The following is a 20295-nucleotide window of genomic DNA, read 5'->3' as shown; positions in this document are numbered from 1 at the left end:
CCCCGTGCGAATCCGCACCCTGGCATCCGTGACCATCGCCATGGCGGCGTTGGGACTCGCGTTCGTCGCGACCCCTGCCCAGGCCGCCGCACAGCCACTGCACTGCGTGGTCGACCTGGCGGCGAAGAGCGCCGCGCCGGCGTGTTACACCAGCTTCACCCGGGCCATCGCCGAAGCCACCGACGGCCGGGTCACCAACGCCCCCGCCGACGCCGGCGCGGCCCTGCGGGACAGGGACCTGACCGCACGGCTGGGCGCCACCGGCGCCACCAAGGACCGCGCCTCAATCGCGGTCGACGTCCTGATCGGCATCGAGTACTGGGACAGCGGCTTCAGCGGCTCCACGTACACCTTCACCGCACCGTGGGGCTGCACCGGCACGACCGGCGACGTCGACTGGGAGTTCGCCGCCCTGCCGTCGAACTGGAACGACGAGATCGGCTCGTACCGGGGCTTCTCGAACTGCTGGACGAAGCACTACGAGCACAGCTACTTCGGCGGGATCTCGACCGCGTACGACGGCGGGCTGTCCGACATGGGGTGGATGGACGACGAGACCAGCTCGCTGCGCTGGTCCTGAACCAACCGACACCGGCGGTGGTGCGACCGCACCACCGCCGGAGGGCGGCCCGGCCTCGTCCGGGTCGCCCGCACGCGTCAGCCGGGCGCGGCCAGGGTGGCCGGTGACTCCGCCGAGGAAACCGGTGGCACCCCGGCCGATCCGGCCGGCGGCGAGCACCGTACGCAACCGGATCCGACCGTCGGGTCCGCTCTCGCGGTTCGACTCGCGCAGCCCGTGGCGCAGGCCGAGCACCAGCGCGGGCACCACCCGGGCCAGGTCGGCGGCCGGCGGCAGGACCAGCACCCGGCTTGCGCCGTCGCCCGCGCTGCCGCCGGAGCCGGCGACGCGTCGTACGCGGGCTCTGAGGCAGGCGAACTGGATGATGCGCAGCAGCCGGTCCGGTCCATTCGCCGGTTGTGCCGCCGTACGATCGCCGAGGTCCGGTACGTACGCGTCGGTTCCCCGGTCATCCTCGATCATCAGCGCCTCACCGACTCCGAATGATCGTTGCGTGCTGAGTGCGAGTAGTGCGGACCGATCGGCCGGTTGGAGGTCGTGCAGCAGGGTCCCGCGCGACCACCGGACATTTTCAAATCGCGACGAGCCGTCTACAGCCGCCATTGTCGACACGCTCCGAGACTCCGACCCGCTCCGCCGTGGTTGTCTCCAACTGGCCGTCACTCTAAGCGCCGGAATCCTTTGTCAAATCCACCTTCCCGCCAGTGCGCGCGTCTCGTCGGCCTCAATTCCAGCACTGCTCGGATCGGCAAACCCCATCCTCTGATGGGAAGCACGGGTACCGACGTTCATAGCATCTTCGGTGACCGTCGGTCAGGTCCGGAGTGGCTCCACCGAGCGCGGGCCATCGGCAGGGAGGCCGTCGTGAACGAAATACTCCGGGTACGGCATGACGTGCTGGCGCAGTTCGCCCGGATCATCCCGGTCCGGTACGGCCACCGCCGCTCGGCCTGTCGAAGATCCAGTCCGCGCGACGGACAGCCGAGCGCGATCTCGACAACCAGCAGCGGGACCTGTCCGCGTACCTGGGTGAGGCACTGGCCGCCCGGCACCGGGCCGAACTGGAGGTCCTCGGCGAGCGGGGCAGGGGCCTGCGCGACGCCCCGCGCGAGCGCGAGCAGCGACGCGACGCGGCACTGGTCGACCTGGAGACGATCCTGGAGCACTACACCCGTCTGCTGGAGGAGTGCGACGCGCTCCGCGACCGGGTGGAGGCGGTCGGCCAGCCGAGCATCGGGCGTATGGGTTGAGGACGCCGGCAGGGTCACCACCCGCGCCGGCAGGGTCACCACTCGCGTCCCGATCCGTTGACGAGAGTGTGCGGCGACGACAGCCGCCCCGACGAGTCGGAAAACTATCGTTGAGCCTCGATCCAGGGCGGGATATCGTGCAACCGTGCTCCGACGGCGACGCGCCACCCGCCCCGCCCCGGCGCGGACGCCGTGACGTGTGGGGTCTGGGCCGGCTCGCGCTGATCAGCGTCACGGCTGGTCTCGGGTGGTTGTTCGCCGCCCAGGCCGACCTCGAACCGTTGCGGGGCTCCGCCGGCTACCTGACCATCGCCACCGTCCTGCTGGTCGTCGGCCTCTACAGCAGCACCTACGGCATCTCCGTGGACGAACTCCGGGTCGGTGTCCGTACGGTCGTGCTGGCCGTGACGGTCGGCGTACTGGCGAAGGCGGCGCTGGTGGCCGGGGTGATGTACCTGGTCTACCGGGAGCCGAGGTTCGCCGTACTGGGGCTCGCGGTCGCCCAGATCGACCCGCTGGCGGTCGCGGCGATGAACGAGGGCTCGCGGATGTCGGCCCGGGCCCGGGGACTGCTCGCCGCCTGGGCGTCGTTCGACGACCCGATCACCGTGGTACTGACCATCTACGGCGCGGCCTGGCTGCTCGAACGGGGTCCGGACGGCCACGGCCCGCTCGCACCCGGCGGCGCCACCAGCGACTCGTTCGGGCTCGGCATCGTGCAGAACCTCGCCCTGGCCGCGCTCGGGCTGGGCCTCTGGGCGCTCGGCCGACTCGTCCGCGCCCGCGTCGCGACCCCGGCCGGTGGACCGGGCCGGTACCGCCGCATCCTCGACGTGTTCGAGGTGGTCACCCTGGTCGCGCTGCTCGGGGTTGCCGTCGCGTACTCGCTGGCGCTGGCGGTGGCGCTGCTCGGCCTCTACTTCCGGCCCCACCTCGGCCGGCTGCTGAACGGCCTGACCCAGACCGCCTTCGTGTCGGCCTGTTTCCTGCTCGGCCTCGCCCTGGCCGACGGCGTACAACTGGTCGCCGGCCTGCTCCTCGGCGTCGCCGCGTTCGGGGCCCAGATCGTGGTCGGGTTGCTGATCCCGGCCCGGATCGGCCGGCGCGACCGGGTCTACCTCGCGTTCGGCCAGCAGAACGGCATCACCGCGATCATCCTGGCGCTGCTGCTGGAGCCGAGTTTTCCCGGCACCGTCGGCATCGTGGCGCCCGCCATCTTCGTCGTGGCGGTGCTGCACGCGGCGAGCAACGGTCTGCTCGACAGCGGCCGGGGTCCGACCACCGGTGACGGACACCGGTCCATGCTCGGCCGTCGACCGCCGGTGCCGGGCCAGACCCGACCGGCGCAGTCGCCGACTACGTCCGAACCCGGATAGTCGTCCGACCGGTGCCCGTGCCGGCGTCGGCCCCGGCCCGACCGGCCCGCCCGGACGGATCGGCCTCGGCGGCAGCGGCGCCGTCCGCGCCGTGCCGGCTGGCGGCCAGCCGCGCCGCGATCGACACCGCGCGACGCGGCACCTCGTCGGCGTACCAGCCGTCAAGGCGCCGCCGTACGCCGGTGACGAGCCGACGACCGGTGTCGGTCAACCGCCCGGTGCCGAGCAGGAGTTCGGCCACCTCGCGGCAGCCGTCGCGCCACCGGGCGAATTCCACCGCCGCCCACAGCGCCGCCTCGGGGTCGTGCTCGTGGTGCCGCTGCTCGCGCCAGAAGCCGGTCACCCCGAGGTGCGCGTACATCCCCTGGAGCAGCCCGTCGAGCGGACGGTCGTCGCTGCGCCACGGCGCCGGGAAGCGCGTGTCCGGACCCGGGGTGATCAGCGGGAAGAGGTTCATCAGCCCGGACAGCTTGGTGTGTTGGGTCTCGTGCACCAGCGTCACGGCGGCGGACCGACCGTCGACGGGACGGGACATGGCGATGCAGCCCGGCGCGTGCCGGAAGGTGCCGCTGCGTTGGCCCCGCTCCGGTCCGGTCATCGGCGAGATCATGCGGATGCCGCCGGCCACCTCCTCGGCCAGGTGCCGGTGGTGGTCCACCAGGATCCGCCAGGCGACCACGAGGTGCTCGTACCATTCGTCGTCCACCCGGTCGTCGGCGGACTCCTCGGCACCGGCGCAGCCGCAGTCGCAGAACCGCCCGATGCCGTCCAGACAGACGGTGAGCGAGAGACCGGCGTGGCTGGTCGACAGGCGCCGGACGGCCTGCCACCGCACCTCATCCGGGGCACCGTCCAGTGTGGCCGGACCATCGGTGGAGGTCCGGATCGTCAGCGGGCCGGGTCGGTCCCGGCCGAGGTGCACCCGGTACAGCGACGGGAGCGTCACGCCGCCGGCCACCCGGGCGGCCTCGGGCAGTTCGAGCACGAGCGGGAACCGGGCACGCAGGGCGGCCGTGGCGGTGACCGCGGCGATCCGGCCCGGCCGCGCCTCGGCCGCGCGTCCCCCGGCCAGCAGGGCCACCGTGCCGGCCAACCACGCGCTGACCGACGGGTACGTCAGCACCTCGGCGGTCGGCACCGGAGCGGCGGCGCGCACCTCGTGCAGCAGCCGGACGGCCCGGCGTACGGCCACCAGGTCGGGGTGCCGGTGCTCTGTCATCAACTCGACTAAAGCTTGAATCAGCAGCAGATTTTTACTGTATTGAGCGACCGAGAGCACCCGCATGGCCTCGACCCCGCCGGCACCCGAGGCAATGGCCGCGAAGAGATGGGCTGGTAGCTGATGAAATGGCGGATCCACGCCGACTCCCACGGTCGTTGGGCACCGCCCAGCATATGCCATCGTAACGGCGTACCGCACCGCTCGATATTGGACCGGGACGATCAACGATCGACAACGGTTAAGATGGCGATCCCCCCCGGTGGCGGTGCTCGTAGGTCGGCCCGTCTCCCAGCCAGCCGAAAGCGTGGCGCGCATGGTCGAACAGGTGAATCGCGACGAACAAATCCACACCTCGGACCTGATAAACGCCGCCAACCTGGGCATCGAGGAACTGGAGGCGTTGCCGCCGTCGGTGCTGCACGCGTCACTTCGGCGGCTCATCGAAGAGGTGGGCAGCCGGTCGACGGGCTACGCCGGTTTCCAGAATTACCTGGACGCGCAGAGGTACGTCAATCCGGCCACCGATGCTAGCTTGACCGATATTGACGCGGATCCGCACGAGGACGGCATGCTCACGTGACGGCAGGGACGTACCAGGACGCGGGCGGGCAGGACGGCGCGTCGACAGCGTGGATCGTGTCCTTCGTGGCCACCGGCGCCAACGCCGGCCGGACCAGTGTGGTCGCCAACCTCGCCTGGATGCTGTCCAGCGCCGGGCGGCGGGTGCTGGTGATCGACCTCGACCCGCAGGAGCGGCGGGTGCAGGGCTACCTTCCGACCTACCCCACCCGGACCGGGCCGGTCGACCTCCTGCTCCCGGCGGACCTCGGCCACACCCTGGCGACCCTGCTGGCCCATCCGGTCGACGCCTCCTGGTCCGGGCGGGCCACGGCCGGGCTCGGCCCCGAGGGTCGACAGCAGCCGGCCGACCTGCACGCCCCACACGCGCATCCGGCACTGCGACTGGAGCGGTACGTACCCTTCGGCGTGCCGACCGGCGGTGTGCTGGACCTGGTCTGGCGCCCCGGTGGCAAACCGGGCCCCGACGACTTCACCGCGCCGGGGCACGCCGAGGTGCTGTCGATGAGCCAGCTCCGCCGCAACCTGCGCGCGTCCGGCTACGACTACGTCCTGGTGGACGAGCCGCCCGCGCCGGACGACACGGTGGGCGCTCGCATCGCCGCGGTGTCCGACGCGGTCACCGTCTGCCTGACCTACCAGCGCCAGCGGCTGGAGGACGCGACCGACATCGCCCGGCGGATCAGCGGGCAGGTCCCCGGCGGCCTACAGACGATCGTTGTCACGGCCCGTTTCGACGACCCGGACAGCCTCGCCGGCCTGCGCAACCGGCAGCACATCCAGCAGGCGTTCCGGACCGCGCTGTACGACGTGGAGCACAGGGTCACGGCCGCGCGTCCGGCCGGCGACGCCGCCAACGCCGGCCCGGCCGCAGACCTGCTCTTCTTCGAGCTGCCCCACGTCGACCAGGACCGCACACTGATCACCCTGGCCGAGGACGGCCCCGTCCGGCGGGCGATGCTCGCCGGCTACCAGCCCCTGCTCAACGCGCTCCTGCACCGCACGACCGGACCGGTGCCGCTGGTGTCGGACGTCGCGCGGCGCCGGTACCGACGCAGTCGGGGCCTACAGTCGGCGGTGGCCCCCGAACGGATCCACCTGGTCCACAGCCTCCGGGACCGGCCCTGGGCCGACTGGATCCGGGTCCAGCTCCGGGGTGTCGGCCTACCCGCCCCGCGCCTGGTGCTCGGCTCCGACCCGGACGGCGTACCGGCGGGGGGCACGGTGCTGGTGATCGGTTCGGACACCCGCTCCGCCGCGCTGACCCGGCTGCTGGCCCGGCTCGGCCCGGCGCCCGAGGCCGGCGGCGGGCCGGAGATCCTGGTGGCGCTGACCGCACCCGCCGCGTCCACCGGCGGGCAACCCGGCGGGATCCCGGCCGACGACGGGCCACCGGGTGTCCGGACCGCACAGCTGACCGGCCGCGGCACCGAGCCGGAGGAGGGCGCCAGGGAACGGCTGTTCGCCCTGCTCGGCCTGGCCCGGGACACCCGCCCCGGCGCGCTGTCCGGTTGGCCGCCCCGGTTCCCGGTACGGCCGTCGATCCCCAGTCCGCTGCGGCTGGGCCTGCCCCGTCCGGTACGCCCGTTCGTCGGCCGCCAGCGGGAGATCGAAGCCGTACGCGACCTGCTGCTCGGGTCCCGCAACGCCCGTCCGGTCTGCGTCGAGGGGCCACCCGCGGTGGGCAAGAGCGGCATCGCGCGGGCGTACGTGAACCTGTTCGGCGGCGACTACGACATCGTCGTGTGGCTGCCGGCCCACGACGAGCGGGAGATCCGGGCCCGGCTGACCCAGCTCGCGGTACGGCTGGGCGTGCCGCCCAAGCGGGACCCGGTCGCCGAGGTCCTGCACAGCCTGCGGACCTGGCCGTCCCCCTGGCTGCTGGTGTACGACGGGGCGACCGACGCCCTCGACGCCAGCCTGCTGCCCTCCGAGGGCCCCGGTCACGTACTGGTGACCTGGACGACGGCCGCGTTGCCGCTGGCGGCGGCCGGCACGGTCGAGGTGGCGGGGCTGGACCGGTCCGACGGGGTGGCCCTGTTGCGCTCGCCGGCGCGGGACATCTCCGACGAGCACGCCGGGCTGCTGCTCGGGCGGCTGGGCAGCATGCCGCTCACCCTGCGACTCGCCGCCGGGGTCCTCTGGCAGGCCGGTTTCGTACTCAGCGGCGAACAGGGGGTGGCACACTCGCGGGCCGCCGACGCGGCGGTGCCCGCGTTCCTGGAGGCGCTCGGTCCCGTACCCGATTCGGCGACGTCGGCGGACCGGTTGTCCGACGTGCTCGCCGCGGCGCTGCGGCTCCTGTCCGACGACGTGACCGGCCGGCGGGCGATCGTGCTCGCCCAGTTCTGCGCCTTCGTCTCGCCCGACGGGATCGCGCTGCGGGTGCTGCGTTCGCGCCCGGTGGTCGAGCAGCTCGCGGCGGCACTGGCCGAGGAGTCCGGTGCGACGTCGGAGGAGACGGCGGCGCTGCGGGACCAGGCCGCGGCGCTGCGGCAGGACGCCTGGGAACTGGAGCACGCGCTCGCCGCCGGGACCCGGTACGGCCTGTTCGACGTCGACTGGGGCAGCGGCGCCCGGTTGTACACGCACCCCGCGTTGCAGGCCGCGATGCGCGAGGCGATGGGCGACGACCTGGCTCGGCGGCGACAGGCCCGGTTGCAGCTTGGCCTGGCCGGATTCGCTCCCGGCGACGGCATGGTCGACCCCGACGACCGGGTACGGGCCGACCTCGCCGAGTTGCAGACCCACCTGGCCGGCTCCGGTGCCCTGACCGCCGACGGCCCGCCGGAGGTGCGCCTGTGGGTGGTCACCCAGCTCGGCTACCTCAGCCGCTCACCGGAGCTCGAACACCAGTCGGAGGGGCTGCGGATCGGGCGGTCGGTGCTGGCCCGCTGGCGTACGGCCATCGACGCGCCGGACCGGCTGACCCTGCGCCTGGCGACGCACCTCGCCGACCTGGAACGGGCCGCCGGTCGGCCGGACAGCGCCCTCGCGCTCGACACCCAGGCGATCGCCGAGGGTGCCCGGATCCTCGGCGCCGACCATCCCCGGGTGCTGGTGAACCGGCGCGGGCGGGCCGGTGACCAGCGCGGGCTGGGCCAGTTCCAGGCCGCGCGGGCCGACGACCGGGTCACCTGGACCACGTTCCGGGACACCCTGGGCAGCGACCACCCGCAGACGCTGCGCGCCGCGCACAACTTCGGGCTCTCGTCCTACCTCGCCGGCTTCGTCGAGGACGCGCTCGCCCGGGAATCCGACGTACTGGCGCGGCGGCGCCGGCTGTTCGGTGACGACGACCCGCTCACCTGGTGGTCCGCGGCCGAGGTGGGGACCTACCAGCGCGAGCTGGGTCGGCTGGTGGAGGCCACCGAACTGCTGGTCGAGGCGCATCAGCAGCTACGCCGCATCCACCGGTCGAACGACCACCCGGACGTGCTGCGGATCGCCGCCCGGCTGGGCGTCACCCGCCGCCGCGCGGGTGCCGGCGACCCGGCCAAGGACCTGAACGGCGCCACGCTCGTGGCGCTGCGTCGCGTACTGGGTGAGTTCCATCCGCGTACGCGGGCCTGCCAGCTCAACGTCGCGGCCGACTACTACCTCGCGGGCGAGCCCCGGCCCGCGGTCGAGATCGCCCGGGACGCGCTCGGCGACTACGAGGAGCAGTACACCGGCGACCACCCGTTCACCGCGATCTGCCGGACGAACCTGGCGGTGTACCTCGCCCGCCTCGGACAGCACGAACAGTCGATCGCCCTCGGCCAGCAGGCCCTGGACGGGCTGCGCGACCGCCGCCGGGGCGAACGGACCCACCCGTGGACGCTCGGCGCCGCCCTGAACCAGGCCGGCAACCTGGCCGAGGCGGGCAGGTTCGTGGAGGCCGGGCAGTTGTTGTCGGAGACGCTCCCCCAGTGCCGACTGTTCCTCGGTACCGACCACCGGTACGTCGCGGTCGCCGAGCGGGGCCTCGCCCGGCTGGCGTCGGCGACTGATCCGGTCGGCGGCACGGTCCCGACCCGCGCGGTCGCCTACGTCGACATCGAGGTTCCCGAGACATGACCGGCGATCGAAGCCACTTCACGGTGACCGTGGACGAAGGGGAGACGCGATGAGCGGCGCCGAGAGTGCCGGTACGCCGGTGCGGATCATCCGCCGGCACGGGCTGCGCTACGGCCCGGCCCGCGAGGCCGACGTACGACGCTGCGAGGAGCTGCTGCTCGGCGGGCACGGGCTGACCCACATCGGCTACTACACCGGCGGCGCGTACGACTTCACGCTGTCGCTGGTGAGCGGACCGGTGGCCGGGGTCGACCCCGATCCGGCCGAAGAGGACGGCTGGGCGACGTACGACCGCGACGCGGACGACAACGAGGTGGAGGACCACGAGGCGGCCGGTGGTCACGTGGTGCACGACATGGCCGAACTCGACCAGGAGCTCCGGCCGGCGGACAGCGGGGACCTGATCCGGTTCGTCCTCCAGGGCCGGGACGCCGCGCTGTTCTGCCTGCGGGTGGCGCGCGGGCAGTTCCTGTTCGGCGTCGCGCCGACCCCGCCGCCGGAGCCGGGCGACCACCCGCCGCAGCCGGCGTGGGTCTCCGTCCAGGCCGCGGACCGGGCGATGTCGGCGCTCGCGAACGACCTGCGGGCCAGCTTCCACCAGCGCCAGATCGACTACGGCGGCTGGCTGTGGCTGACCGAACAGGGCCTGGAGTCGGCGACGCCGGACGACGCGCCGGTCGCGCCGGTCGACAACCTGGCCGAGTTGGACGCCCGGATGCACGACAGCCCGGAGCTGCCGCCAACCGACGATCCCGACCTGTACGCGGACCCGACCGGCGACGACCCCCGGGCGTACGAGGTGTGCCGGCGCTACCTCAGCGCCGACGACCTCCACTACACGGCGCTCTGCCGGGGCGGGCGGGTCATGCTCGCCGTCGACGTACTGGGCGCCGACCGGCTGGGCCACTTCTTCCGCGGCGTCGACGTGCCCGAGCGGCGACTGATGTACCGGGAGTTCGGCACCCGGGTCGAGGAACGCGTCCGCAACCTCACCCGGGGCGCCTACCTGACCATCGGCGAACGGCTCGCGCGGGCGGTGCTCGACGTGGAACAGGGCGCCGTGTTCTGCTACCCGCTGACGAACGGCGACTACCTGCTCGCGGTCACGCTCGACCAGGACAAGGTGCAGCTGGCCGAGGTCAAGGTCGCGCACCTGGCGGCCGAGCTGACCGCGTTGGGCGACGGTGCGCCGGTCAGCGGTCCCCGCCGTTGAACCCGGCCAGTACGGTCCTGCCGACCCGGCCACCGAACCCGCCGAGGGTGTCCTGCACCTGCGGTGGCCGGGGCGCGGTGATTCCCGGTACGCCGGCCTGCCGCGCCTGGCCGATCAACTCGGCGACCGGATCCAGCCGGTACACCGACAGGTTCTCGTAGGCCGCGTCGAAGACCTGGCCGAGGGTGACGATGTTCTCGCGTTCGGCAAACGACAGCGTCCCGTCGTCCCCGAGCGCCCGGTACCAGCCCGCGACGGCGTCACCGAAGGCACGGACCAGGATGGTCAGCAACGCGGCGACACCGGCGCCGAGTTGGACGCCGTCGGTCGGCAGCCCGGCCCGCACCACCATCCGTACGTTGTCGGTGGCGGCGGAGAGGTCGAACGCGGCTCGCAGCACGGTTTCCATCGGGGCGGCGATGTCGACGGAGGTCAGCGCGTCGGTGAAGAGTTCGGCCACCGGAGCGGGCAGGGCGGCGGGCAACCCTGCCGGCCCCGGTTGCCCGTCGGCGGTCGAGGTCGGCAGCCCGGCCGGCTCGGTGCCGCGTACGGGGGCCGACCGGATCCGGGCCAGTTCGCCGAGCGCCCGTTCGACCTGGCCGGTCAACTGGGCGAGGGTGTGCTGGGTACGCGTCTGGTGCCGGCTGAAACGCTCAAGATACTGCTGTAGGGCACCCGGCAGCTGGTCGTCGACCGGCACGCTCAGGTTCGCCGCGATGCTCTTGAGTTCGACCAGGAACCGGTCGACGAACGAGCGCCGGTCGTACCGGAGGGGCTCGCGGTGGTACGCCTCGGTGAGTCGGCGTTGGTACCGCTCCGGTAGCTGTCGCCCGAGCACTACCAGCACCACCTCGCACTGGTGCAGCCGCTCGACCAGTTGGGCCCGCTCGACCAGCCGGTCCACGTCGGCGTCGGTGAACAGCGACTCGGTGAGCAGGATCGCGCAGCCGCTCTCCTGACCGCCCATGAACACCCAGAAGTCGACCCGGCTCTCCGGGGTGTCGCCGACCTGGAAGTCCGGGATGAACTCCCAGCCGTGGCCGCGCAGCACCTGGATGATGTCGCTCGACGCCCGCTCCCCGTCGGCGACGTCGTAGATGGTCCGGGCCACCTCGTGCACCATGGTCGGGGTCACCGGTTTGCCGGTGCCCGACGCGCGCCGCCAGAGGTGGAAGAGCAGGGTCACCACGCCGCGCGGGGAGCCGTCGACCGTGTCGACCACGAACCGTACGGTCTCCTCGTCGAACGGCGCCAAACCGCCACCCTGCCGGGCCCGTACGTATTCCAGCGCGTCCGCCGTGGTCAGCTTCCACATCCGTACCGGGGTCCCGAACCGGTCGACCACGTCCCGACGCAGCACGTCCAGCAGGTCCGGCAGACCGGCCAGGACCAGGAAGGTGCCGGACTTGGCGAACACCCGGAGCAGTTCCTTGAACGCCTCGATCGCGTCGGCCCGGCGGCCCGCAGCGGTGATCAACTGGTCGAGTTCGTCGATCACCACCACGAAGCGGTTGGTCCCGTGCCCGATGAGCAGCGCGAACACAGCCATCGCTTCGAGCGCCTTCGTCTCGCTGCCCATCAGCGAGGTGGTGATGCCGCGCTCCCGGAGCACCTCGGACGGCTCGCCCCCGGAGAACCACGCCCACACCGCCTCGTCGAAGCCGCCCCGCAGCAGCAGGGTCAGCGCCACGCTGAAGGCCGCGTCGTCGGTGATGGCCCGCAGTCGTTCCTGCAACTGCTGGAGGAACACGTTCTCCGGCAGCCGGAACTCGCGTACGACCCCGACGGGGTCGACCTGGCCGGCGGCCAGTCTGTCGGCGAGGCCGGCGGTCACCGCGGAGGACCGCAGCGCCTGTGCCACCACGTCCGCGTAGTACTGCCGCAGCCGCGTGTCGACTATGCCCCGGCGCTCCTGGAGCTTGTTCACGAACGTGCGGTACAGGTCGACGAAGGTCTCCGGCGGCGCGGTCAGGTGCAGCGTCTGGGCGGCACCCCCGGTCCGCTCCTCGGCATAGCGCAGCAGGTACGCCGCCAGGTGGGTTTTGCCGCTGCCGTAGTCGCCGACGATCGCCAGCACCTGTCCGGGCGGGGCGGGATCGCTCGGGTCGGCGCGTTCCCGGTGGTTGAGGTATTCGTCGAGCGCCGCGATGGCCTGCCGGATCGGCGGGGTGACGATGGTGAACTGGCTGGACCCGAAGGCCGCGAGTTGCGCGACCGCACTCGGCGGGTACGGGTTGCGGTCCGCCATCCGGGTGGCCGTGCCGCCGCTCATGGGGACACCATGTTGAGGCGCGGGGCGTGCCTGATGTAGTAACGGCCGATGTGGTCGATTGTCACTTCTCCGATCGACCCGGGCGGCTGGTGCCGGAACTCATCGTACAAGCCGTAGAATAGCGTCTGAAGCTCACCAATGGACATACTTCGGTCCTTGGTCAACGCGTCCAGCGTCTCCCTTCCGACCCTGGGCAGCGAATCCCGGTGTTGCGATTCGTCCAACCGACGCGTGGTGAACTCCAGGGCGTGATCCACCGTGATGGTGCCCAGCTGGAGATGGATCGGCGGAGCGAGATTCCGCCGGGTGAAGTCGCGGTGCCGCTGCTGGTCCCAGTCCACCGAGGTCTCCCCGAAGAAGATCACTTTTCCGGGGGCGCTGAGCGCGTATTCCATCAGTTCGGACGCCAGGTCGGTCGAGGGCAACAGCACCAGCGCGACCACCCGTTTGTCCATCAGCGCGGCGAGGTGCCGCATCGGATCGAGGCCCGAACTGAACACGTTCGGCGCCTCCGCACTGATGAGTCCCTGGTCGGCCCAGAGCGCGGTGGCCAGCGCGGCGATCACGGTCTGCCGACGCGAGGAGGCGGACTGCACCTGCTCACCGTCGTCACCCGACCAGGCGACGTACTGTAGATCGACGATCTTCGGTTGGAAGTTCGCCGCTCTCAGCTTCCTCGCCAGATCGTTGACGCACCTGTTGATCAGTGCCGACTTGCCGGTGCTCGAACTGCCGGTGACGACGATGAGCCGGCCGCGCTGTGACAACTGACGCGGATCACCGATCGACCCGGCGAATTCGGAGTACGCGATTCCGGTGTTGTCGACGTCGACGTACAGTTTCTCCTGCTCGGGATGTTCCACCGGGTTGAGTGGTGCGTCCGCGGCCGGGAGACCCGGAATGGCGAACGGGTTCGTCGGGCCGATCGGGTCGGGCTCCGGCACGTCGTCTCCCTGCACGGTGGTCTCGGTGGTGGTCACTCCCGCCACATCCCCGGATGCGGTCGGGCCGGGGTCTGCAACGCCTGGGCCACCCGTTCTATCTCGCTGCCGAGCCGGGACAGGTCCGTGACGAGCTGGTCCCGGCGCCGCTCGGTCTCGTCGTCCTCCCACCAGCCCTGCGTCATCGCCGGCCCGAACCTCGGCCCGTCCAGCGACGCGCGCAGCTGTCTCGGCCGACGCCAGAACCATCGGCCGCCCGCCTGGTCGAGAGCGTTCGCGAGCGCGTTGCGGCACTGGTGCACCTCGTCGTCCGGAGGCGGGGCGCCGGGGCGCTTGCCGGCCAGCAGGCGGACGAGCCGCTGGCTGGCACCGACGAAGGCGATCGACGCGAGACGCAGGTTCTCCGCCTCCAGTCGGCGGGCACCCGCACCGGCGAGCAGGGCTCCGAAGAACCAGCCGAGGAAACCGGTGACGAGTGCCGTTCCGATGATCGACCACCACGACGTACCGCCGCCGGACGCGGCCGCACCGGTGTCGTGCTGACGGGCGGCGATCAACGCCTCGCAGGCCCGGTCGAACTGATCGCGATGGGCGGTTCGCCATTCCTCCACCGATTGGTCCCGGCCGTCGGCGAGAATGCGGTCCGGGGTCGCTCCCCGCTGTGCCAGACCGAGTACCGCGACCGCGGCCACCAGGTCCGCCCGTCGCGCCGGTGAGGTGCAGTAGACGAGGCTGACGTCGGTGGTGTTCGGGGCGGCGAGCACCGGTGTGCCGGACAGCATCAGGGCGGTCCCCGTCCCGACAATCACCGCGGCGATCCGGCGGCCACCACGTCGTCGCCGCCGCAGTGACCACCGTCGCATAGACGCGAACTGTAGCCCTGTTCGCGTCTCCGAAGGCACCCCTGGTCATCTATCCGATCGGGACCGACCGGTCCGGTCGTATCCACGATCGCCGTGGTCGCTCGACCGATTGTCGGCGGGACCGCCGACCGGCTACCGCCCGGCCAGGTGGGCCCGGAACCGGACCAGCGACATCAGGTGCAGTACGAGCAGGAAGGGCACCGCGAACGTGGGAATGAGACTCAACGGCAACTCGGCCATGGGCGGGGTGATCAGTGTGCCGTCCGGCAGCGCTTCCCGCGCGCCGATGCCGTTCATGATGCCGAGCCCGATCGCTACGACGAAGTCCGCAATTCCGAAGAAGGTGAAACCGAGGAAAATCGGCCGGGCGGCCCGTCCCCGGCGCAGTACGTAGATCGCCACGAACGGCGCCGCCAACCCGACCACTATGTCCCCGAGACCGGCCGGCAGGGCGAAACTGGCCGGCAGCAGATCCTGTGCGTACAGCGCGAGGAACGCGAAACCGGCGACCCGCCAGCACTGGAGATTGATCAGTACGGCCAGGTCCAGCGTCTCGACCCAGGCCCGGAACCGGGGCATGAGCAGGGCCAGTCCCACCAGCACGACCGGCAACCCGGCGGCGAGGCCGATCCGCAGCGGTGGCTCGTCCGGATCGCGTACGACCAGACCGGCCCAGGCCGCGATCACGGCCAGGGTCAACCAGACCGTACCGACGACAATCAGCACGACCGTGCTGCGCGTCCGAGCCGGCGACGGCGCGACCATGGTGCCTCCACTGTGTTCGGAGCCGGGGTGGCCGCCATAACATAGACCAACCTCACTTAAATGACCATGGTCCACGGCGGTCGGACCCGACCGACGTACGGCTCACCGGCCCACGTGGGTGAAGCCGGCCCAGGCGATCGGCTTGGCGAAGCGGGCCCGGTCGGCGAGGTTCCGCAGCCCCGGTGTCATGCTCGCCGGTGCCGCCCGGTCCGGGTCCAGCATCCACAGCTGCGCCGCGCGCAGCGCCGCCGCCGGCGACAGTCCCCGCTCCCGCAGGTGGTGGTGCACCATGTACATGAGCAGCGCGGTCGCGTCGTCGGGCACCGGCCAGCAGGATCCGATCACCGACCGGGCCCCGGCGACCAGGAACGAGGTCGAGAGACTGAACGCCTCGTCGTAGTCCTCACCGGTCACGTTCGTCTCGCAGGCCGAGAGCAGGACCAGGTCCACCAGCGTCGAACCATCGGGTACGAGGTCCAGCAACTCGCCCGCGGTGAGCTTCTGTCCCCCGGCCAGGGTCAGCTCGGACAGCCAGGGCTGTGCCGGTGACGCGAGACCGTGGCATCCCAGGTGCAGTACGCCCCGGTGACCGGATCTGGTCCGTCCGGCGAGCCAGCCGCGTACCCGGTCCGCGGTCGCGTCGCCGGCGAGGTAGCGGCCACGGGGGTAGAACGCGTCCCGGATCGCCCGCGCCTCCTCGGCCGCCCCCCTCAGCGACTCGTCGGGGTTGCCGACGATCAGGGCGTCCTCGCCGATCGTCGCCGGTGCGGCGGCGACCTCGCACAGCAGCCGCGCCGACGGCACGTACGACAGCTGGAGGTCCTGGACCGCGTACCGGGTGCGGCCGCGCCGGGTACGACTGGCGGCGTGCCACGGCACCGCACCCAACACGCCCATCGGGACCAGCCCGATCCTCGGCTCCCGCCCCAGCCGCCAGCCGCGCAGATGGTCGAGCAACGGCTCGATCGCCGCCGGCCAGGCCCACTCGCCCAGCCGGTCGAGCGCGTCCCGCCACCGCGCCTCGACCTCGATCCGCCGCTCGGTGGCGGCCTGCCGGTCCCGCGTGGCGCGCAGGTAGTCGACGACGGCCGGTGCCGTACGGGGGGTCAGCGTCGGGGCGGGCAGCACGGCCGTCGGCCTGGTCGCGGAGACGACCACTATCGCGCCGGCCCGGCCCGGCGCGCCCGGCACCAGGTAGACCAGCGCGTCGAGCCCGATCGTGGTCAGTGCCGCCCGGATCTGGTCCAGCTCCGGTGGATCGAGCAGGCGGGTCGATCCGGTGCCGGTGGTGGTCACCCGGGTGGCGGCGGTCGCCGAGCGCAGCCCGGTCAGCACCAGCAGGGCGCGGTGCCGCAGGTCGTCCGGGACGTAGCCGGTCCGGGGTCCGGCCCCGTCGGCCGCGGACCATTCGTCGGCCAGGTCCGGACGGCCGGCGCCGCGCAGGAGTTCCGGCACCGAACGCGATGCCGTGGCGGCGTACAGCACCAGGCCCCGGCCGGCGTCGAGGGCCCGGACCCCGTCGTCGTACGCCCGGTCGTCGAAGCAGTTCGCGGCGACCCTGGCGGCCGTGGCGGCGGCCCGGGTGGCGGCGGCCACCGCGTGCCGCGTACCCGACTGGAGCATGGTCTGCCAGGCGTGGCCGCGCAGGCTCGCCAGATCCAGGTCACGGGCCCGTCGGCGATCGGCGCCGGCACCGCCATCACGCAGGCGCAGCGCCTCGGCCAGGTACCGGGCCACCTGTTCCCACCTGGGGCGGTCCGGCCCGCCGACCATCCGTACGGTCTGTTCGCCCCGATCCACCGCGGCCCGTACGTCGGACGGCGCGCGGGTGAGTCGGGCCACCCGGAGCCGGATCATCGTGATCGTCTCAAGGGTCCAGGCACTCAACCTGGTACCCAGGCCCGCCTCGGCGAGCATCGGCTCCAGTTCGTCGGCGAGCCCGCGCAGCCTGAGCGCGTCGGCCCCCGCCTCGTTGGCTCGGGCCAACGTGGTGACCAGGCGTCCCAGCCGCACGACGGCCACCGGCAGCCCGGCCGAGGCGGGCGGTCGCAGCAGTTCCTCGGGCACCGGTCGCGCCGCCGCACCCGGCTGCGCGGCGTACGTCATGAGCGGCAGCAGCCAGGCGACCGACCGCATCAACTCGTCGTCGGGAAAATCGCGGGCCAGCCGGCTCGCCGATGCCGTCAGCTCGGCGCGCAACCGTGGATCACCGGTCCGGTCGACCTCCTTCGCGAGCCGGGCCATCCGGGCCAGCCGTCCGGTGGGCCCGCCGACGTCACCCGCCCCCTCGAACAGGTCGAGCAGTGCGACCAGGGCGCTCTCCTGCGCCGCGCGGTCCCCGATGTCGAGGGCCCGGTCGGCCCCGAGGGCGGGTAGCGCCTTCCTGACCAGCGCGAGCAGTTCCCGGCCCAGCTCGTCGGTGTCGCCGTCCAGCCCACCGACGGCGGTCGCGATCTCCTTGACGTCGGCGTAGGCGCTCTCCCCCGGCGGGAGGTTGCCCAGGGCGGCCAGGACCGCCTTCGAGCCGGCCAGCTGGGCCCGGACCCGGTTGCGGACCTCGTCCGGCAGGCCGGGGGCCCGGATGCCGGTCTCGTACATGACGCGCAGGACCGGCGGGGGAATCGGAAACCGGCCGGACTCCCAGAGCAGGGACGCGGCGAGCGCCAGGGCCAGCGACAACCGGTCCCGGCTGTCCGATCCCGACACCGACCGCCACGCGGCGTACGCCTGGTCGACCAGTGCCGGTTCGGTGCTCAGCCGTTGTGCCCCGTCCGGTCCGGCCAGCACCGCCAGGAGCCGGAGGAAGTGCAACTCCAACGGCATCTCCGGGGGCGCCGGCACCGCCAGTCCGGCCGTGGCGAACGTGATCGACGCCGCTCTGAGCTCGGCGAACGGCCCGGTGTCCCAGTGCAGCTGGCACAGCTTCGCCAGCAGCAGCCAGAACTGCCACCGCTCGGACGGATCGACCAGTTCGGCCGCCCGGACGGCCGCCTCGGTGACTCGGGGCGCGTCCGCCGGCAGACCGGCGAGCACGATCGCCTGCGCCAGCCGCATGGCGGCGCCGGCCAGCCAGGGTTCCTCCGGCGGGAGCCGCCGTACCGGACCGGCCAGCAGTCCGATGGCGGCCCGCTGGTCGTCCACCTCGTCGGACTGGGTCAGCGCGAGGCCGACGTACAGGGCGACGAGGTCCCGGTCGGGTCCGGGTGCCATCGCCGCGTACTCGGCCCGCAGCTCGACCAGCCCGGTGAGCAGTTCCTCCGCCTCGTCCGCGTGCTCGGGCAGGTCGGGCAGCTCCCAGTAACGGGTCCACCGGGCGGCGAGATCAGCCGGATCGGACACGTCGGCAACCTCCCGTGGTCACGGTGTGACGCCCGCCGTCGGCGTGGGAGAGGGTACGGGCGCGGCCTCGTCGGCGCTGGCGAGTGCCAGGACGACAACCGCCGTCGCCAGCACACCGAGCAGCGCGACGATCAGCACCACCCGGCCGGCCCAGTACCCGCCGGGGACCGGATGTCTGGTTGGGGTCTCCTGGTCGGTCATGTCGAACACTCCTCAGCCGGTCAGGGCGAACTTTTCCTGCTTCAGCAGCCAGGCGAACGGGGCCAGCGCGTTGTGCCGGTCGCTCTCCTTGGCCGAGATGGCGAAGTACTCGACCGCGCCGAAGTCCCGCTCGGCGGCGAGCAGCAGGTTCTCCAGGCGACGGTCGGTGAGCCAGCGCCGTACGGCGTCCGAGGCGGACCGACCCACGGTGAGCCCGCCGCCGATCGGCATCTGGGTGACCAGGTCGACCTTGGTCACCACGAACGCGACCCGCTGCCGGTTGGTCCGGACGCCGTACTGCCGCAGCCGGTTGACGGTGCCGTTGTACGAGTCCTCGGGCGCGTCCCGGGCCACGTTGGCCTGTTGCGCCAGGTGCGGGTACGCCGACGTCATCTCGTCCCGAACATCCGGGATGCTGAACGGGTCGAGTACGAACAGCAGCGTCCTGGCCGTGTCCAGGTACGAGTAGTCAGCGTTGCCGCTGGCCCGCGACAGCGCCTCGCCGGCGGCGTCGAAGACGTGCATCAGCACCTGCCGGTTGCGCCGCCGCAGCGACACCGCGACCCCGACCGGTTTCTCGGTGCCGGTCTTGGTCGGCAGCACGTCGGTGCCGACGACCTGACGGTAGGTCCGCAGATGGGTGTCGCCGTCGTCGCTGGCCATCTTGATCACCAGGTTCCGTTTCCCGCTCAGGTCTACCAACCCGACCACCCCGCTGGAGATGAGCTGGGTCTTGCCGGCCGAGGGGGCGCCGAAGACCGGAATCCGCACGTCGGTGACGGCCGCCGCGCCCCTGGGCAACGGCTGGTCGCACTTCTGGCAGACCGCGACGAGGGTGCGGCCGGCCCGTCCCCGGCTGGTCGGCAACCGGGTGCCGCAGACGCAGCGTCGCCACAGCAGGCCCAGCCGGCCCGGCCGGAGGTCCCGGTGCAGGTTCTTGCCGTCGGGGTGGTCGCCGGGGCAGCGGTACGCCGGCAGCGGGGAGATGTGGTAGCACTTGGCGCAGATCGGCTGGGACCTGCGCAGCCGCTGCCGTACGGATCCGGCCGCCCGGAGCACGCCGACGGCGGCGAAGCCGTACCCGAGCAGCACGACCGTGACCAGAGCGTTGATCACGACGGCCAGGACCAGTCCGAGCAGCAGACCGACCGACAACCCGATCATGGCGAACAGCAGGAACAGCGGCCAGAGCATCAGGAATGACTTCAGCCGGTCCCGGGACAGGTACCCGGCGGCCCGCTGCCCGACCCACCGCAGGTCCTGGAACACCCACCGCGCCGCCGCCCACTGGTCGTGGCGGACCTGGCCGAGAAAGTAGCTCGGCCAGGCGACGTCGACCCTGAACTCGGGGTCGCGCTCGATCCGTTTCGCGTACCTGGCCGCCTCGTCGGCCGGCGTGACGATCCGGGCCTTCGGTGCCCGCCCGGCCAGCGTGCTCACCACCCGGAGCACCGCGAACGCCACTCCGGCCAGCACGGTCAACGGTACGGCGATCACCGCGAGCGAGGTGAACAAGTAGAAGAGCACGGGCAGGCAGAGGAAGACGTACCCGCCGATCAGCACGAGCGGCCACAGCAGGTTGTACTGACCGCCGTGATCGCCCTCGTCGTGGTAGTTATAGGTGTAGGACATGGC

At 72.2% G+C, this 20295-nt stretch carries 15 protein-coding genes; 6 read left to right on the top strand and 9 right to left on the bottom strand.

Annotated features, from left to right (window positions below; genetic code table 11):
• Positions 1–4 precede the first annotated feature (4 nt).
• Together OG792_RS05830 and OG792_RS05825 are read left to right on the top strand one after the other, a co-directional pair.
• Positions 5–580 carry a hypothetical protein gene (locus OG792_RS05830; protein WP_329108060.1) on the top strand — a complete coding sequence of 192 codons (576 nt, stop codon included), beginning with the start codon at positions 5–7 and terminating at the stop codon, positions 578–580.
• Between the two features lie 96 nt (positions 581–676).
• The gene (locus OG792_RS05825; RefSeq protein ID WP_329108058.1) at positions 677–1066 is read left to right on the top strand and encodes a hypothetical protein; all 390 of its coding nucleotides are present in this window, start codon (positions 677–679) and stop codon (positions 1064–1066) included.
• Positions 1067–1368: 302 nt separating this feature from the next.
• Here OG792_RS05825 and OG792_RS05820 read toward each other — a convergent pair whose 3' ends face one another.
• Positions 1369–1869 (bottom strand): hypothetical protein, encoded by a 501-nt coding sequence (locus tag OG792_RS05820; RefSeq protein ID WP_329108056.1) that lies wholly within the window; start codon positions 1867–1869, stop codon positions 1369–1371.
• Positions 1870–1967: 98 nt separating this feature from the next.
• Here OG792_RS05820 and OG792_RS05815 point away from each other — a divergent pair, with 98 nt between their 5' ends.
• On the top strand, positions 1968–3206 hold the full coding sequence (locus tag OG792_RS05815) for a hypothetical protein (protein ID WP_329108054.1): 1239 nt from the start codon (positions 1968–1970) through the stop codon (positions 3204–3206).
• Here the strand turns inward: OG792_RS05815 and OG792_RS05810 are convergent.
• Positions 3187–4425, bottom strand: a complete 1239-nt coding sequence (locus OG792_RS05810; RefSeq protein ID WP_329108052.1) for an HEXXH motif domain-containing protein — start codon at positions 4423–4425, stop codon at positions 3187–3189. The genes OG792_RS05815 and OG792_RS05810 overlap by 20 nt on opposite strands.
• A 316-nt stretch (positions 4426–4741) precedes the next feature.
• Here OG792_RS05810 and OG792_RS05805 point away from each other — a divergent pair, with 316 nt between their 5' ends.
• Genes OG792_RS05805 through OG792_RS05795 form a run of 3 tightly spaced genes read left to right on the top strand, consistent with a single transcriptional unit; the run spans position 4742 to position 10279 of the window.
• The gene (locus tag OG792_RS05805; RefSeq protein WP_329108050.1) at positions 4742–5008 is read left to right on the top strand and encodes a hypothetical protein; all 267 of its coding nucleotides are present in this window, start codon (positions 4742–4744) and stop codon (positions 5006–5008) included.
• Positions 5005–9066 (top strand): FxSxx-COOH system tetratricopeptide repeat protein, encoded by a 4062-nt coding sequence (gene fxsT / locus OG792_RS05800; RefSeq protein ID WP_329108048.1) that lies wholly within the window; start codon positions 5005–5007, stop codon positions 9064–9066. Before OG792_RS05805 ends, fxsT begins: the two co-directional genes overlap by 4 nt.
• A gap of 49 nt (positions 9067–9115) precedes the next feature.
• Entirely contained in the window at positions 9116–10279 is a 1164-nt protein-coding gene (locus OG792_RS05795) for a hypothetical protein (protein WP_329108046.1), read from the top strand.
• On the opposite strand, the gene OG792_RS05790 is transcribed toward OG792_RS05795, so the two are convergent.
• The 7 genes from OG792_RS05790 to OG792_RS05760 form a co-directional block, all read right to left on the bottom strand.
• Positions 10260–12551, bottom strand: a complete 2292-nt coding sequence (locus tag OG792_RS05790; protein ID WP_329108044.1) for a hypothetical protein — start codon at positions 12549–12551, stop codon at positions 10260–10262. The genes OG792_RS05795 and OG792_RS05790 overlap by 20 nt on opposite strands.
• Positions 12548–13495, bottom strand: a complete 948-nt coding sequence (locus OG792_RS05785; RefSeq protein ID WP_329108042.1) for a hypothetical protein — start codon at positions 13493–13495, stop codon at positions 12548–12550. The genes OG792_RS05790 and OG792_RS05785 overlap by 4 nt, the downstream gene beginning before the upstream one ends.
• Positions 13496–13527: 32 nt before the next feature.
• Positions 13528–14355 carry a hypothetical protein gene (locus tag OG792_RS05780; RefSeq protein WP_329108040.1) on the bottom strand — a complete coding sequence of 276 codons (828 nt, stop codon included), beginning with the start codon at positions 14353–14355 and terminating at the stop codon, positions 13528–13530.
• A 132-nt stretch (positions 14356–14487) separates the two neighbouring features.
• A complete protein-coding gene (locus OG792_RS05775; RefSeq protein ID WP_329108038.1) occupies positions 14488–15120 on the bottom strand; it encodes a hypothetical protein in 633 nt (210 codons plus the stop codon).
• Positions 15121–15222: 102 nt separating this feature from the next.
• Positions 15223–18459 carry a CHAT domain-containing protein gene (locus OG792_RS05770; RefSeq protein WP_329108036.1) on the bottom strand — a complete coding sequence of 1079 codons (3237 nt, stop codon included), beginning with the start codon at positions 18457–18459 and terminating at the stop codon, positions 15223–15225.
• 18 nt (positions 18460–18477) lie between these two features.
• A complete protein-coding gene (locus OG792_RS05765; protein WP_329108034.1) occupies positions 18478–18660 on the bottom strand; it encodes a hypothetical protein in 183 nt (60 codons plus the stop codon).
• Between the two features lie 12 nt (positions 18661–18672).
• A complete protein-coding gene (locus OG792_RS05760; RefSeq protein ID WP_329108033.1) occupies positions 18673–20292 on the bottom strand; it encodes a TRAFAC clade GTPase domain-containing protein in 1620 nt (539 codons plus the stop codon).
• Positions 20293–20295 lie beyond the last annotated feature (3 nt).

The organism is Micromonospora sp. NBC_01699 (assembly GCF_036250065.1).
Taxonomy (GTDB): Bacteria; Actinomycetota; Actinomycetes; order Mycobacteriales; family Micromonosporaceae; genus Micromonospora_G.
This window is presented reverse-complemented; position numbering and strand designations above follow the sequence as displayed.

Bases quoted from the DNA above. Each gene is read 5' to 3' on its own strand.
- OG792_RS05810 (WP_329108052.1), bottom strand. From the start codon at position 4,425: ATGACAGAGCACCGGCACCCCGACCTGGTGGCCGTACGCCGGGCCGTC.
- OG792_RS05805 (WP_329108050.1), top strand. From the start codon at position 4,742: ATGGTCGAACAGGTGAATCGCGACGAACAAATCCACACCTCGGACCTG.
- OG792_RS05795 (WP_329108046.1), top strand. From the start codon at position 9,116: ATGAGCGGCGCCGAGAGTGCCGGTACGCCGGTGCGGATCATCCGCCGG.
- OG792_RS05790 (WP_329108044.1), bottom strand. From the start codon at position 12,551: ATGAGCGGCGGCACGGCCACCCGGATGGCGGACCGCAACCCGTACCCG.
- OG792_RS05780 (WP_329108040.1), bottom strand. From the start codon at position 14,355: ATGCGACGGTGGTCACTGCGGCGGCGACGACGTGGTGGCCGCCGGATC.
- OG792_RS05775 (WP_329108038.1), bottom strand. From the start codon at position 15,120: ATGGTCGCGCCGTCGCCGGCTCGGACGCGCAGCACGGTCGTGCTGATT.
- OG792_RS05765 (WP_329108034.1), bottom strand. From the start codon at position 18,660: ATGACCGACCAGGAGACCCCAACCAGACATCCGGTCCCCGGCGGGTAC.
- OG792_RS05760 (WP_329108033.1), bottom strand. From the start codon at position 20,292: ATGTCCTACACCTATAACTACCACGACGAGGGCGATCACGGCGGTCAG.